Origin of the sequence: Planococcus halotolerans (assembly GCF_003289955.1) — a bacterium.
Lineage (GTDB): Bacteria > Bacillota > Bacilli > Bacillales_A > Planococcaceae > Planococcus > Planococcus halotolerans.
The window spans coordinates 196,898-212,111 of the sequence record NZ_QLZR01000004.1 but is presented as its reverse complement, the minus strand read 5'-3'; the positions used below and the strand labels follow the sequence as shown (position 1 = coordinate 212,111).

Here is a 15,214-nt window from a genome sequence, read left to right as displayed (position 1 = left end):
TTATTTTAGCAAAAAAAGAGAGAACATACATCCTGTTCTCTCTTCCTTCTATAGCTTATTCTATTAAACCCTTGAAGTTTCTTTGATGATTTCAACCAAAAGTTCAGCTAGTTTTTCCAGTTCTTCAATCGGCATCCGTTCATTTTTAGTATGAATTTCTTCGTATCCGACACAAAGATTGACCGTCGGAATCCCGAAACCGTTGAAAATATTGGCGTCACTGCCTCCACCGCTTGTCAAAACCGGTGATGGGCGACCAATTTTATCAGCTGCGCGTTTCGCAATTTCAACAACTGGTTCGTCTTCTTCAAAATGGAACCCAGGATACATCAATTTTACTTCGGTTTTAGCCGTGCAGCCGAAGCTCTCTGCCGTATCTTCAAAAACACTTTCCATATGTGCCGTCTGTGCAGCCAGCTTATCTTCCCGGATCGAGCGTGCTTCCGACAGGATATTCACTTCTTCGCACACAATGTTTGTCGCACTGCCGCCTTCAAAACGGCCGATATTGGCAGTCGTTTCCGAATCGACGCGCCCCAGCTTCATTGAAGAAATGGCTTTAGCCGCGATATTGATGGCTGAAACGCCTTTTTCAGGCGCTACACCGGCATGAGCCGTTTTTCCGTAAATTGTCGTCCATAGCTTCGCCTGGTTCGGTGCAGATGTCACGATGCCCCCGACCTTGCCATCACTGTCGACAGCATAGCCGAATTTAGCGAACAATAAAGAGGAATCAAATTCCTTGGCACCAGCCAGTCCACTTTCTTCGCCAGCTGTGATGACCAATTGGATATCGCCATGTTCGATTTGCTCTTCCTGGATGGAACGGATCATTTCGAATAACGCAGCAATACCGGCTTTGTCATCCGCACCAAGAATCGTGGTGCCGTCAGAGTATACATAACCATCGCGGATTTGTGGTTTCACTCCGTTGCCTGGTACGACCGTATCCATGTGCACCGTGAAATAGATGGCAGGCACATTCGATGCCGCTCCGCGAAGTGTTGCGACCAGGTTATTGGCCCCGTGCCCATTGCGGAGTGATGAGTCATCTTCCGCGACATGGAATCCCATATCTTCAAGCTTCACTTTTAATACTTCAGCAATATGGCCTTCATCTTTAGTTTCAGAATTGATTTGAACCAATTCCAGAAATTCGTTCAATAATCTTTCTTTTTGCATTTGGTCCTCATCCTTTCCTTAAAGCGGCATATTGCCATGTTTCTTCGCTGGACGCGAATCTTTCTTATGGCGCATCATTTCCAGAGCCTGGATCAGCTTAATGCGCGTTTCACGCGGATCGATTACATCATCCACCATACCGCGGGCTGCGGCTACATATGGATTCGCAAACTTCACGCGATATTCTTCGATTTTAGCTGCCCGTGTCGCTTCCGGATCATCACTTGCGGCGATTTCACGCGCGAAGATGATATTCGCAGCTCCTTGCGGCCCCATTACAGCTATTTCGGCATTCGGCCATGAATAAACCAGGTCAGCACCGATTGACTTTGAATTGAGTGCCACATAGGCTCCGCCGTATGCTTTTCTTAGAATGACAGTCATTTTTGGCACCGTCGCTTCCGAGTATGCATACAGAATTTTAGCGCCGTGGCGGATAATGCCGCCATGCTCCTGTTTGATGCCCGGGAAAAATCCTGTAACATCTTCAAATGTGATCAGCGGTATATTAAACGAATCACAGAACCGGATGAACCGCGCCGCTTTATCCGAAGAATCGATATCCAGTCCGCCAGCCATGACTTTCGGCTGGTTGCAGACGAGTCCGACTGTTTCACCTTTGATGCGGGCCAGGCCAACAACAATATTGCGGGCAAACTCCGGTTGAACTTCCATAAAACTGTCTTTATCAACCACCTGTTCAACCACTTTACGCACATCGTAAGGGCGGATAGCTTCGTAAGGCACTACATCGGCAAGGTCCGGACGGTAATCGTCATCTTCATCCATTTCAAGTCTTGGCGGCAGTTCCTGATTATTTTGAGGCAAGAAGGCAATCAGTCGGCGGACCATTTTCAGTACTTCTTCTTCTGATTCGGAACGGAAATGGGCATTGCCGCTGATGGCAGTATGTACACGTGATCCTCCCAAATCTTCGGAGGAAATTTTTTCACCAGTTACGGTTTCAATAACTTTTGGTCCGGTTATGAACATCTGGCTTGTTTTGTCGACCATGAATACAAAGTCAGTAATAGCAGGCGAATAAACAGCGCCGCCGGCAGATGGCCCTAAAATTACTGAAATCTGAGGGATTACTCCGGAATAGATGGAATTGCGATAGAATATTTGGCCGTAACCATCGAGCGACAGTACGCCTTCCTGGATGCGTGCACCACCGGAATCATTCAAGCCGATAAACGGGGCGCCATTTTTTGCGGCCAGGTCCATGACATTGGCGATTTTCATCGCATGCATTTCACCCAAGGCCCCGCCAAAAACGGTGAAATCCTGTGAAAACAGATAGATTGGACGGCCGTCAACTTTACCGTATCCTGTTACAACACCTTCGCCAGGACCTTCAGCCATGTCGAAATCTACTGTCCGGTGTTCAACAAATGGGTTTAACTCGACAAAAGACCCTTCATCAACTAGCAAATCAATACGCTCACGGGCAGTCAATTTGCCTTTTTCGTGCTGTTTGTCAATTCTTTCTTCTCCGCCGCCAAGCTCGATTTTGCGTTTGCGGTCGTATAATTCATTTATTCTTTCATAGATATCCATACTAGACTAACACCCCTTATCTACTGTTTCTGACACAATTCATACAGCACGCCGTTTGATGATTTCGGATGCATGAAAGCGACTAAAGCTCCGCCTGCACCATTTTTCGGCTGCTCATTCAATAAACGGACGCCTTTTTCCTTCAACTCATCCATGCGCTGCTCGATGTTTTCGACACCGAAAGCGATGTGGTGAATGCCTTCCCCTTTTTTCTCAAGGAATTTATGGATTGCGCTGCTGTCATCCATCGGTTCCAGCAACTCCAACTTGATGTTGCCCGCATCGATAAATGCCACACGCACACGTTCAGATTCGACTTCCTCGATTTTTAAGAGCGGACAGCCGAGCGTTTCCGTGTAATAAGGAAGAACGTCATCCAGGTTTCGTACGGCGATGCCGATATGATCAACTTTCTTCATCTTTTATCCCACCTTCTTTTTGCTTCCTTCTTATTGTACCGATTCACGGAGAAAAACTCTAGTTGTTGAAGAATATTTGGCGCAAAGCACTTGCCTCTTCAAAATTACAGAGAATTATGTTATTCTACCTACAAGTTCAAATGCACATAAAGGAGATTATCTGCTAATGAGAAACCAAACATTCCGCAAAGTCATCGTCTACGCTATGGTTGCCCTAATGCTTCTGTCCAGCTTAATGATGGGATTAAGCTTTGTACTTTAATAAATTCTGAACACAAAAACGGCCGGGGAGATTACTCCTCGGCCGTTTTCTTGTTTGTAAAACCTCTATAAGATTGTTTGATTTCCAGATAGGAATCCAATTCTTCGATCACTTGGTATAAGGCAGCCATCGACTGGAATTCTTTATGGCTTTTCGGCAGCGGCAGCAGGGAAAATTCCTTCTTCACAACTTCCAGCTTATCGAGGTAATGGTAAGCGGTATTGCCGGCATGGACATGGTCCGCCAGATCGTTGAGGAAATCCGCTATCAATTGGGCGTGTTTAACAAGGACCGGCAAAGTCGAAATTTTGGGCAGAATGCGCTCGATAATTTCAAATTGATCCTGGCGCATATCGAAATACCGGTAGTATTTGTTTTCGAGCCGGGTGACGTGGTTCTCTACGTCCTGATACGCCAAAGCTTTTGCTTTGCCCAATAATTCTTCAGTTTCCATCAACTCTTTGCCATCCCAGTCGCTCTTGCCGTCTTTCAGATAAACAGCCATTTCATGAAGGATTTTAGCATACAGCACTTCTATTTGATAACGGTAATCGTCCAATTTCTTTTCGATGCTCGGCATGTACATATTGACCAGCAAAGCAGTTCCAAAGCCGACTACCATAAGCAGAATTTCATTCAAAAATAAACTTCCGGTCAAGTTTCCTGCACTATAGATATGAAAGACGATGACGGAACTTGACACGAATCCATCAGCTAAGCGAAGGCTGACGAGTACGGGTATGAACAGCAGGATCATTAATCCGACTACAGCCGGATGGTAAGCAATTCCTTCCAGAAATACAAATGCATAGCCAATTGCAATCAGGCTCGCTATGAATCTGGAAAGAGCAGCACGGATCGAGCGCTTCTTTGTCGGCTGAATGCAAAGGATTGTCAGAATTCCTGCAGATACGAAAAATTCGAGCTGCAGCAATTGCGCCAGTGAAATCGCGAGGATGACACCGACAGCCGTTTTTAATGTGCGGTAGCCGATCGATAGTCTTTTAAGTTTCAGATTCCTCGCCTCCTCTTATCCCCACATAAAAAAACGCCCCTTTTTGAGGGGCATTTTCTTTTTAGATTTCGTTGCAATGCTCTTCAAACAATGCCTGAATATGAGTAATTACTGACATTGGATCATGGCCTTCAATTTCGTGACGTCCAATTTCATCCACCATTTTTCCGTCTTTAACGATAGCGAAAGATGGAGATGACGGCAAGTGGTCGTCACCGAAGATTGCGCGTGCCTGCGCAGTTGCTTCTTTGTCCTGTCCGGCAAAAACCGTGTAAAGGTTATCCGGGCGTTTATCGTAATGGACTGCGTGAAGCGCCGCAGGTCTTGCGATGCCGCCTGCGCATCCGCAAACCGAGTTGATCATAACAAGGCTTGTACCCGGTTGAGTCAATGCCTCGTTAACATCTTCAGGCGTTGTCAGTTCTTTATAGCCGCCGTCGGTAAGTTCTTTACGGGCTTGTGTTGCTATATCATTCATAAGGAAATTAAAATCCATACTCAAAGCTATCACTCCTTCTATTATCTGTAACAATCATAGCAGGTGTTGGCGCGTTCTGCAAAAAAGCTTACTCGAATAATTCCTGGATTGCCTGTGCAACTGTCAATTTTTCAGCCAGTATTTGCTGCTCCAGATCTTTGACCATCCGGCGTTTGTCAGGGTCTTCGAAAAACCTGCCGTATAATTCATCTGTGATCATCGAGCGGAACCAATCCTTCGTCTGGGTTTGTCTGCGCTTATCGAAAATACCGTTTTCTTTGGCAGTGGATTCAAATTCTTTTGCCATTTCCCAGACATTCTGGATCCCGTTATTTTCAATCGAAGAAACAGCAATGGCACGTGTTTTCCAATTTTCGGTTGCCGGTTGCAGGAAATGCAGCATCTGCTTATATTCCCTCACCGTTTTTTCCGCCAAAGGCAGATTCCCACTGTCAGCTTTATGGACAAGAATGGCATCTGCCAGCTCCAGAATCCCTTTTTTCATTCCCTGCAGTTCATCTCCTGCTCCTGTAAGAACAAGCAGCAGGAACATATCAACCATTCCCCGGACCAAGGTTTCACTCTGCCCGACACCTACCGTTTCCACCAGAATGACGTCATACCCGGCAGCTTCGCAAACCAGCATCGTTTCACGGGTTTTTTTATGGACACCGCCAAGCGTTCCGGCTGTCGGTGATGGTCGAATAAAGGCTTTCGGGTTTTTAGCCAGCTGCTCCATCCTGGTTTTGTCACCCAGGATGCTGCCGCCTGTAACAGATGAACTCGGGTCAATGGCTAGTACCGCTACACGGAAACCCAGGCCGGTGAGCATTTCACCGAAGGTTTCGATGAACGTGCTTTTACCGGCACCCGGCACCCCTGTTATACCGATACGAAGGCTGTTGCCGGTGGACGGCAAAAGACTGTTCAACAGATTCTGCCCATCTCTTTTATCGGATGGGTTGGAACTTTCCAGCAAAGTGATGGCTTTACCGAGATGCAAACGGGAACCGCTTTTGACACCTTCAGCTATTTCTTCGATATTCAAATTCTTCTTTTCCGGCTTTTTGAATTTTTTCCGGGGCGCCGGCGCCATGCCGTCATGCGCAGCATTCACACCGTCCATGACACGTCTAGAGCCGTTGTTGCGCTCCATCAGTCCGCCACTTCCTCGTATCCGAGGCGTACATAGATTTCTTCTATCACTTTTTGGGCAGCGACCGGAATCACCGTACCTGGTCCGAAGATGGCACTTGCTCCGTTGTTGCGCAGGAATTCATAATCCTGTGCAGGTATTACTCCGCCTACTACAATCAGAATATCTTCACGTCCCAATTTTTTCAGTTCGGCTGCAAGATCCGGCACCAATGTACGATGTCCCGCTGCAAGAGAACTTACACCGATCACATGAACATCATTTTCAGCCGCCTGCTGGGCAGTTTCCGAAGGAGTTTGGAACAGCGGTCCGATATCCACATCAAAGCCAAGGTCAGCAAATGCAGTGGCAATAATCTTCGCGCCGCGGTCGTGGCCGTCCTGTCCCATTTTCGCAACGAGAATACGCGGTCTGCGGCCTTCATTTTCAATAAAGTCTTCCGTCATTTCTTTAACGACTTCAATTTCCTGCTGATTGGAGAAGTTTGAACTGTATACACCGCTCACTGAACGGATCACCGCCTTATGTCTGCCGGATGCGAGTTCGATTGCATCGGAAATTTCACCGAGTGTAGCCCGTTCACGGGCAGCTTTTACAGCACATTCAAGAATATTTTCATTTCCTTCTTTAGCTGCAGCTGTGAGTTCGTCGAGTGCCTGTTTCACTTTATCACTGTCTCTTTTCGCTTTCGCCATCTCGATGCGTTCAATCTGTTTCTTGCGCACCATCGTATTATCGATATTCAAAATATCAATCGGATCTTCCTGGTCAAGACGATAGCGGTTGACGCCGATAATCGACTCTTCGCCGGAATCGATTTGCGCCTGCTTTTTCGCTGCCGCTTCTTCAATCCGCATTTTCGGCAAGCCGGTTTCGATCGCTTTTGCCATACCGCCGAGCTCTTCGACTTCTTCGATCAATTCCCATGCTTTGTCGGTCAATTGCTTTGTCAGACTCTCTACATAGAAAGAACCTCCCCATGGATCGATGACATTGGTCATTCCTGTTTCTTCCTGTAAAAACAGCTGCGTATTACGGGCAATGCGGGCAGAGAAATCTGTCGGCAAAGCTATCGCTTCGTCAAGGGCATTGGTATGCAGCGATTGCGTATGACCCATCGCGGCTGCGTTCGCTTCGAGCAATGTACGGGTGACATTATTGAATGGATCCTGCTCGGTAAGACTCCAGCCGGAAGTTTGGGAATGTGTACGGAGTGCCAGAGATTTAGGGTTCTGCGGATCAAACGACTTCATCATTTTGGCCCAGATTTCACGGGCAGCGCGCATTTTTGCCACTTCCATGAAGTAATTCATGCCGATTCCCCAGAAAAACGACAACCGGGGAGCAAATGAATCGATGCCGATGCCCGCTTTCAAGCCGGTTCGCACATATTCCAATCCATCAGCAAGTGTATAGGCCAGTTCAATATCAGCTGTAGCTCCAGCTTCCTGGATATGATAGCCGGAAATTGAGATTGAATTGAATTTCGGCATTTTCCGGGATGTATATTCAAAAATATCCGCAATGATTTTCATCGACATTGCAGGAGGATAGATATATGTGTTGCGCACCATATACTCCTTCAAAATATCATTCTGAATCGTGCCGGCCAATTGGTCCGGCGTAACACCCTGTTCTTCAGCCGCTACGATGAAAAATGCCATGATCGGCAGGACTGCTCCGTTCATTGTCATGGAGACGGACATTTTATCAAGCGGAATGCCGTCGAACAGTATCTTCATATCTTCCACACTGTCTATTGCTACGCCAGCTTTTCCGACATCCCCGACAACACGCGGATGGTCAGAGTCGTAGCCGCGGTGTGTAGCCAGATCGAAAGCGACAGATAATCCTTTTTGCCCCATCGCCAAATTGCGGCGATAAAAAGCATTGCTTTCTTCTGCTGTTGAAAACCCCGCATATTGTCGTACTGTCCATGGTCTGGAAGCGTACATGGTTGGATATGGTCCTCGAATATACGGAGCATATCCTGGCAACGAATCTGCAACTCCCTCAGTATCTTCTGCAGAATATACCGGCTTTATGGAAATCCCTTCATTCGTCAGGAATGCATCTTCAGATAAGGTTTCACTATTATTAATGGTGAATTTTTTCAAATCGACTTTGGAAAAATCGGGTTTGGTCATATTAAAGCGCCTTCTTTCCTAAGTTCAGAATCTGTTCCAGCTTCGATACGATATTCTGTCCTGAATAGACAGCATCGGACAAAGCATTTGATTTCCATGAATCCATTTGCTCTGCTGGATATTTACCTGCCACATCCAGTACTGCAGAGCTGCTGATGCCCGGAATGATTGCCTCCAGCTTTTCCGGGGCTCCGCACAACACTGCATAATCGAATGCGTGTTCAGCCAGGTATTTGTTAACTGACTCTGCATCCTTCAGCTCGGGACTGATTTCCGGTTCAATCCCTCCGACTGCCAATAATCCTTCGACAAAATCGGATTTCGCCTTAACATCCTTTAAAGGACCCAAATGTATAATGGCCACTTTCAATTCGATTTCCCGGCTTTTGGCGCGAAGTTTTTCGAATGGTGTCGCCAGACGTTTAGCAGTAATATATTCCAGATGGCTGTTGTCGATGGAATGGTCTTTTACAGCTTCTTGCGGATTGGCATAAATATTGGTGCCGATCAGCGAAATTTTCCGTTCTGCTGCAAGTTTTTCCCGTTCAAGCCATTTCCCTTGAATATCGTCGGTCAGCCAGCCGGATTTGATGACTTCAGAATAGCCGCCCGCTTCTTCAATTTCAAGGAAGTAATTCCAAGAGGCTTCTATATATTCGTTTGTCAGATGTTCGATAAAGTAAGAGCCAGCTGAAGCATCCAGCACGCGTGATGCATGGCTTTCCTCTTTAATGACCAGCTGGACATTGCGCGCGATTCTTCGGCTTGACGGCTGTGACACCGTCAGAAAGTCATGCGGGTGAACTGTATGTGCATCCGTTCCACCGAGCACTGCTGCAAAACTTGCATTGCCGGCACGCAGCAGATTGACATACGGGTCCAGTTTCGAATAGGAACGGACAGAGGTTTCGGTATAAACAGGTATGCTTACCGCTTCTTCTCCGTACGCTTCACTGAAAGCTTTCCATAAACCGCGGAAAGCGCGAAGCTTAGCGATTTCCTGGAAGAATTGAGTATCCACGGCAAAACGGATCCACGTCTTCGCAGCTGTTTCCTTGTAACTGCCTTCTTTGATGGTTTCAGCAAGAATGCTCAAAGCCACACCCAATTCATGGATGATCGTGCCCCCTGCATGATGCACCGGAATCGTATCGACCAACCGTGTTCTGACTTTCCCTGGCGCAGTTGCTTCCTCTTCCGAGAAAATTACGCCTTTTAACTGGCCGTGATTTTTTTCATCAATAAGATCAAAGACACGTAAAATATCCGTATCTTCGCTGGTCAATTTAAAATAGAAAGGGTGTTTGACAAGAAGTTCCGCTAATTGTTTAAGCTCCCGGTCGGACCAGATAAACTCCTGTGAACTCGTATAAACAACCATATCATTGCCCTTTAAAAGATCCTCTTTTGTTTTCAGCAGAAAATCTTCCGGAGATTCAGACAGCACTTCCTGTGCTATCAGCCAGCCGGCTTCTTTTTTGCCGCTTCTTACAGCTTCCTGCTGAAAAGCTGGAAGTTCTCCAAGAGCATCAAGCATTTCTTTCGTATATAAGGGTTCTAATTCAACGCCTTCAATCGTCTGTGTTTTAAGTGTTGGATCAACAGGTTTGCCGCCAATAGCCTTTTCAGCAGCTTGCCGCCAATCTTCGTATGTATGCTTCGGAAATTCTGTTTGTTTCATCGAATCGATCGTCAAAATATTCCCTCCCTTATCTATCTCTTCTCCATTTTACCTGAGAACTCCGGTCTATTAAAGCCAAAAAAGCTTGAAGTCCGAAGACTTCAAGCTTTTTTCTTAATACACAGAAGTATTTTCTTTTGACATGTTCTCAAGGATTTCCTTGACGCGTCCAAGGAATTGGCCGCAAACAAGTCCGTCAAGCACACGATGGTCAAGTGAAAGACAAAGGTTAACCATGTCGCGGGCTGCAATCATACCGTTATCCATGATCATCGGACGTTTAACAATCGATTCCACCTGGACAATCGCCGCCTGTGGATGGTTGATGATTCCCATCGACTGGACAGAACCGAATGAACCTGTGTTATTGACTGTAAATGTGCCGCCCTGCATTTCAGCTGAACCGAGTTTTCCGGAACGCGCTTTCAAAGCCAGTTCATTGATTTCTTTACCGATGCCTTTAACAGATTTTTCATCCGCATCTTTGATGACCGGGACGAACAATGCGTTATCGGATGCAACGGCAATTGAAATATTGATGTCTTTCTTCTGGATGATCTTATCGCCAGCCCACATTGAATTCATCATCGGGAATTCTTTCAGTGCCTGGGAGATCGCTTTTACGAAGAAAGCGAAATAAGTGATATTGAATCCTTCTTTTTTCTTGAAATCGCCTTTGATGGAGTCGCGGTATTGAACCAGGTTCGTAACATCGACTTCAATCATCATCCATGCATGCGGAGCTTCGTGTTTGCTCTTCAACATGTTTGCAGCAATTGCACGGCGAACGCCGGTAACCGGAATTTCTACATCTCCAGGAGCACTTTGAATCGGTGCTGATGGAGCTTTCTGTGCAGGAGCAGAAGGTGCTGGCTGCTCCTGAGTTGTTTCCTCAGCCTGTTGAGAAGAAGCTGCTGGTGCGTCCCCTGCTTTTGGAATATTTCCGCTTTCAATCAGCGCCATAATATCCTTGCGGGTGATGCGCCCTTCATTGCCCGAACCTTCAACTTGAGTCAAATCGATGTCATTTTCCTGTGCCAAACGCATGACCGCAGGAGAATAACGCGCTTTTGAACCACTGGCCTTAGCCGGTTGTGAAGAACCTTTTTCGCCTTTCAGGCCATCAGTCGGTTTTGCCCCGGCAGCTGGCATCTCATTGGCTTTTTCATCTGCAGCCGGTTTCGCTTCTTCCACCGGTTCTGAATCTCCGCCTTCAGTTTCAATTGTGCAGACAATTTCACCGACAGACAGGGTGTCGCCTTCTGAAGCAACCAGTTCCTTGATCGTTCCTGTGAATGAAGAAGGCACTTCCGCTGTTACTTTATCAGTATTCACTTCAGCAAGAGCATCATACTTATTGACGTGGTCGCCAGGAGCAACGAGCCATTTTTCAATCGTTCCTTCAGTGACACTTTCGCCAAGTTGAGGCATCTTAATATTTTCAATAGCCAAAGGGATTCCTCCTTTTTCTTATAAATATGTTGAATTAATGATTCTATTCAGTCGATATTCCGCAAAACAGCTGCGAAGACATTAGCCGACGCTAGCGAGGCTAAGTCTTTGCGACGAAGTGCGGAGCACTGCAGGAGCACGTAAATTTAATTTGTGGTTGCTCGGTTTGAACCAATTTAAAATATTGCTCCTGCATCGCTGCGCTGCTTCGTCGCAAATAGTTGCCCTCGCAAGCTTCGGTCAATTATTCGCTGTTTTGCTCCATATCTTTAGAGAGTTCTCTCAGCAAAGGCGCGGCTCCGGACTGGCCGGAGCAATAAGACGAGTGCTCTTCTCGGCTTATTGCGGGAGGCTTGTCCATAGCGCCGAAGCGGCATAATAATACTGGTTCTTTACTTCACCCTATATATTTAAAAATAATTTTTAGTATTCAGCTAGCTCACGCATTGCTTTTTCAACTTTATCCGGGTTGATCATGAAGAATTTCTCCATGGTCGGAGCATACGGCATTGCTGGAATATCAGGTCCTGCAAGACGCATAATCGGGGCATCAAGATCGAACAGGCAGTTTTCAGCAATGATCGCTGCAACTTCGCCAATGATGCTTCCTTCTTTATTGTCTTCAGTTACAAGAAGCACTTTTCCTGTTTTCTTAGCCGCTTCAATGATAGCTTCTTTATCCAATGGATAAATTGTGCGAAGGTCAAGAATGTGTGCAGAATAACCGTCTTCAGCAAGACGCTCGGCCGCTTGCAACGCAAAATGCACAGCTAAACCGTAAGTGATGACTGTGATATCTTCACCTTCGCGTTTCACGTCAGCTTTACCGATTTCAATCGTGTAGTCGTCTTCAGGCACTTCACCTTTGATGAGACGGTACGCGCGTTTATGCTCAAAGAACATAACCGGATCATCGTCGCGGATCGCCGCTTTCAAAAGACCTTTTGCATCATAAGGTGTTGACGGGATGACAATTTTCAAACCTGGCTGGTTGGCGAATATCGCTTCAACTGATTGGGAATGGTAAAGCGCGCCGTGAACGCCGCCGCCAAATGGAGCGCGGAAAACTATCGGACATGACCAATCATTGTTTGAACGGTAACGGATGCGTGAAGCCTCGGAAATAATCTGGTTCACCGCAGGCATGATGAAATCGGCAAATTGCATTTCAGCAATCGGACGAAGGCCATACATGGCTGCACCGATTCCAACACCGGCAATAGCGGATTCAGCAAGAGGTGTATCTAGAACGCGGTCTTCGCCGAATTGATCGTAAAGACCGGCAGTCGCTTTGAAGACGCCGCCTTTTTTACCGACGTCTTCTCCGAGAACGAATACGTTCTCGTCACGTTCCATCTCTTCTTTCATGGCGAGCGTTATGGCGTCAATATAATTCATTACTGCCATTATTCGTTCCCTCCTTTTTCTGCATAGACATATTTCATAGCATCTTCAGGCGCTGCGTAAGGTGCATTTTCAGCATAGTCAGTTGCTTCGTTTACAATTACCATTATGCGGTCGTTGATTTCTTTTTCAAGCTCATCGTTCAGGATGTTATTTTCTTTCAGATACGCCCCGAATAAAAGAATTGGATCCTTATCTTTTTGTTCTGCCAGTTCATCTGCCGCACGGTATTGTCTGTGATCATCATCTGATGAGTGCGCAGTCATACGTTCTGAAACGGTTTCGATCAAACTTGGCCCTTCTCCGCGGCGAGCGCGATCAGCTGCTTCTTTAACATGTTTGTATACTTCAATCGGGTCATTGCCGTCGATTGTAACGCCCGGCATACCGTATCCGATTGCACGGTCTGATACATTCTTGCTCGCAATCTGGCGTTCGAAAGGAACAGAAATTGCGTATTTATTGTTTTCCACCATAATGATGACCGGCAGTTTATGGACGCCCGCAAAGTTCATGCCTTCATGAAAATCTCCCTGGTTGGATGAACCTTCACCAAGAGTTGTGAAAGTGATGAAATCCTGTTTTTTCATTTTCCCGGCCAATGCAACGCCTACAGCATGAGGAAGCTGAGTTGTTACTGGCGAAGAGCCTGTCAGGATACGGTTTTTCTTCTGTCCGAAATGGCCAGGCATCTGGCGGCCGCCGGAGTTAGGGTCTTCTGCTTTGGCAAATGCGGAAAGCATCAGATCTTTTGGCGTCATGCCGAAATGCAGGACTACACCCATATCGCGGTAATAAGGAGCAATATAATCTTTTTCGTTGTCCAATGCGAAAGCTGCACCAACCTGTGCCGCTTCCTGTCCCTGGCACGAAATTACGAACGGAATTTTACCCGCCCGGTTCAAAAGCCACATACGTTCATCGACACGGCGTGCCATAAGCATCGTTTCATACATTTTCAGTACATCATCATTCGACAAGCCGATTTCTTCGTGTTTAGCTGACATTCAAATTTCCTCCTTTAACTGTGGATTGCGTTGCCGTCAACGGCAAGAGCAGCTTCACCCATGACTTCGGACAATGTCGGGTGAGGGTGGATGGTGTCTGCAATTTCCCATGGAGTAGCATCGAGAACCATTGCAAGACCTGCTTCAGAAATCATATCCGTCACGTGCGGTCCGATCATATGGACTCCAAGGACGTCATTTGTTTCTTTATCAGCGATGATTTTGACAAATCCGTCACTTTCACCATAAACAAGCGCTTTACCGATAGCTTTGAAAGAAAATTTACCGACTTTTACGTCATGCCCTTTTTCTTTTGCCTGCTCTTCAGTAATGCCCACGCTTGCTGCTTCGGGATTTGAGTAGATGCACCGGGAAACTTTATCATAATCAATGGCATGCGGATTATTGCCTTTAATATGTTCAATCGCGGTAATACCTTCATGAGATGCAACATGCGCTAATTGCAGGCCGCCGATAACATCACCGATTGCGTAAATATGGGACTCTTTTGTTTGGAAAGTGTTTTTCACTTGAATAAACCCTTTATCCACAATTATGTCCGTATTTTCAATCCCGATATTTTCAACATTTGCCTGGCGTCCCACGGACACAAGCATTTTTTCAGCAGAGAAACTCTGGTTTTCACCATTGATTTCAGCCTGAATTGTAACGCTGTTATCGCCTTTTTCAAGGGTATCAGCCATCACTTTTGCACTTGTAGCAAAAGTGATGCCTTTTTTCTTCAATAATTTAAGCATTTCTTTTGAAATATCTTTGTCCTCAGTTGGAATGATGCGGTCAGCATATTCGATGACCGTCACTTCAACACCGAAGTCGTTGAGCATTGATGCCCATTCTATGCCGATGACACCTCCGCCGACAATCAGTATTGACTTCGGCAATTCCGTCATTGCCAGCGCTTCGTCTGAACTCATAACGAATTCGCCGTCAATTTCAAGGCCAGGCAAGCTGCGCGGACGTGATCCGGTTGCGATGATGACGTTATTCGGAATCAGCATTTCGTTTTCTTCGCCATTATTCATTTCGACAGAAATCGTGCCAGGATTCGGAGAAAAGATGGAAGGCCCCAAAATACGGCCGATTCCTTCATAAACATCAATCTTCCCTTTTTTCATCAATCCTTTTACACCATTGTGCAATTGATCGACGATTCCTTGTTTGCGCTCTTGAACTCTTGAAAAATCAAGGCTGACTTCTCCAGTATTGACTCCGAAATCAGCAGCATGGTTCTTCGCTGTCGAGTAAACTTCTGCGCTTCGGAGCAAAGCTTTGCTCGGAATACATCCTTTGTGAAGGCAAGTTCCGCCAAGATCGCCTTTTTCAACGATAGCGGTTTTCAAGCCAAGCTGGGCAGAACGAATGGCGGCAACATAACCGCCGGTTCCACCGCCAAGGATGACTACATCATAATTCTGTGCCATGTAAGCGTC

At 46.4% G+C, this 15,214-nt stretch carries 13 protein-coding genes; 1 reads left to right on the top strand and 12 read right to left on the bottom strand.

What is annotated here, in order from left to right:
* Positions 1 to 63 precede the first annotated feature (63 nt).
* Genes DP120_RS11850 through mce form a run of 3 tightly spaced genes read right to left on the bottom strand, consistent with a single transcriptional unit; the run spans position 64 to position 3,161 of the window.
* Entirely contained in the window at positions 64 to 1,182 is a 1,119-nt protein-coding gene (locus DP120_RS11850) for a M20/M25/M40 family metallo-hydrolase (RefSeq protein WP_112223886.1), read from the bottom strand.
* A gap of 18 nt (positions 1,183 to 1,200) precedes the next feature.
* Positions 1,201 to 2,742, bottom strand: coding sequence for an acyl-CoA carboxylase subunit beta (locus DP120_RS11845; protein WP_112223885.1), 1,542 nt, complete (start codon positions 2,740 to 2,742; stop codon positions 1,201 to 1,203).
* 20 nt (positions 2,743 to 2,762) lie between these two features.
* Positions 2,763 to 3,161 carry a methylmalonyl-CoA epimerase gene (mce, locus tag DP120_RS11840; RefSeq protein WP_112223884.1) on the bottom strand — a complete coding sequence of 133 codons (399 nt, stop codon included), beginning with the start codon at positions 3,159 to 3,161 and terminating at the stop codon, positions 2,763 to 2,765.
* Between the two features lie 166 nt (positions 3,162 to 3,327).
* Here mce and prli42 point away from each other — a divergent pair, with 166 nt between their 5' ends.
* Entirely contained in the window at positions 3,328 to 3,423 is a 96-nt protein-coding gene (gene prli42, locus DP120_RS18495) for a stressosome-associated protein Prli42 (protein ID WP_158241215.1), read from the top strand.
* Between the two features lie 31 nt (positions 3,424 to 3,454).
* Here the strand turns inward: prli42 and DP120_RS11835 are convergent, their stop codons facing one another.
* From DP120_RS11835 to lpdA, 9 genes are all read right to left on the bottom strand, one after another.
* Positions 3,455 to 4,438, bottom strand: coding sequence for an aromatic acid exporter family protein (locus DP120_RS11835; RefSeq protein WP_112223883.1), 984 nt, complete (start codon positions 4,436 to 4,438; stop codon positions 3,455 to 3,457).
* Between the two features lie 61 nt (positions 4,439 to 4,499).
* The gene (locus tag DP120_RS11830; protein ID WP_112223882.1) at positions 4,500 to 4,940 is read right to left on the bottom strand and encodes a BrxA/BrxB family bacilliredoxin; all 441 of its coding nucleotides are present in this window, start codon (positions 4,938 to 4,940) and stop codon (positions 4,500 to 4,502) included.
* Between the two features lie 64 nt (positions 4,941 to 5,004).
* Positions 5,005 to 6,072, bottom strand: coding sequence for a methylmalonyl Co-A mutase-associated GTPase MeaB (gene meaB, locus DP120_RS11825; protein WP_165843785.1), 1,068 nt, complete (start codon positions 6,070 to 6,072; stop codon positions 5,005 to 5,007).
* Entirely contained in the window at positions 6,072 to 8,219 is a 2,148-nt protein-coding gene (gene scpA / locus DP120_RS11820; protein WP_112223881.1) for a methylmalonyl-CoA mutase, read from the bottom strand. The genes meaB and scpA overlap by 1 nt, the downstream gene beginning before the upstream one ends.
* A 1-nt stretch (position 8,220) precedes the next feature.
* Positions 8,221 to 9,915: a methylmalonyl-CoA mutase family protein gene (locus tag DP120_RS11815; protein ID WP_112223880.1), complete on the bottom strand. Its 1,695-nt coding sequence runs from the start codon at positions 9,913 to 9,915 to the stop codon at positions 8,221 to 8,223.
* A 99-nt stretch (positions 9,916 to 10,014) separates the two neighbouring features.
* On the bottom strand, positions 10,015 to 11,352 hold the full coding sequence (locus DP120_RS11810; protein WP_112223879.1) for a dihydrolipoamide acetyltransferase family protein: 1,338 nt from the start codon (positions 11,350 to 11,352) through the stop codon (positions 10,015 to 10,017).
* A 423-nt stretch (positions 11,353 to 11,775) separates the two neighbouring features.
* Entirely contained in the window at positions 11,776 to 12,759 is a 984-nt protein-coding gene (locus DP120_RS11805) for an alpha-ketoacid dehydrogenase subunit beta (protein WP_112223878.1), read from the bottom strand.
* Entirely contained in the window at positions 12,759 to 13,763 is a 1,005-nt protein-coding gene (locus DP120_RS11800; RefSeq protein ID WP_112223877.1) for a thiamine pyrophosphate-dependent dehydrogenase E1 component subunit alpha, read from the bottom strand. The genes DP120_RS11805 and DP120_RS11800 overlap by 1 nt, the downstream gene beginning before the upstream one ends.
* Before the next feature lie 14 nt (positions 13,764 to 13,777).
* The gene (gene lpdA / locus DP120_RS11795) at positions 13,778 to 15,205 is read right to left on the bottom strand and encodes a dihydrolipoyl dehydrogenase (RefSeq protein WP_112223876.1); all 1,428 of its coding nucleotides are present in this window, start codon (positions 15,203 to 15,205) and stop codon (positions 13,778 to 13,780) included.
* Positions 15,206 to 15,214 lie beyond the last annotated feature (9 nt).

Bases quoted from the DNA above. Each gene is read 5' to 3' on its own strand.
- DP120_RS11850 (WP_112223886.1), bottom strand. From the start codon at position 1,182: ATGCAAAAAGAAAGATTATTGAACGAATTTCTGGAATTGGTTCAAATC.
- DP120_RS11845 (WP_112223885.1), bottom strand. From the start codon at position 2,742: ATGGATATCTATGAAAGAATAAATGAATTATACGACCGCAAACGCAAA.
- mce (WP_112223884.1), bottom strand. From the start codon at position 3,161: ATGAAGAAAGTTGATCATATCGGCATCGCCGTACGAAACCTGGATGAC.
- prli42 (WP_158241215.1), top strand. From the start codon at position 3,328: ATGAGAAACCAAACATTCCGCAAAGTCATCGTCTACGCTATGGTTGCC.
- meaB (WP_165843785.1), bottom strand. From the start codon at position 6,072: ATGGAGCGCAACAACGGCTCTAGACGTGTCATGGACGGTGTGAATGCT.
- scpA (WP_112223881.1), bottom strand. From the start codon at position 8,219: ATGACCAAACCCGATTTTTCCAAAGTCGATTTGAAAAAATTCACCATT.
- DP120_RS11805 (WP_112223878.1), bottom strand. From the start codon at position 12,759: ATGGCAGTAATGAATTATATTGACGCCATAACGCTCGCCATGAAAGAA.
- DP120_RS11800 (WP_112223877.1), bottom strand. From the start codon at position 13,763: ATGTCAGCTAAACACGAAGAAATCGGCTTGTCGAATGATGATGTACTG.
- lpdA (WP_112223876.1), bottom strand. From the start codon at position 15,205: ATGGCACAGAATTATGATGTAGTCATCCTTGGCGGTGGAACCGGCGGT.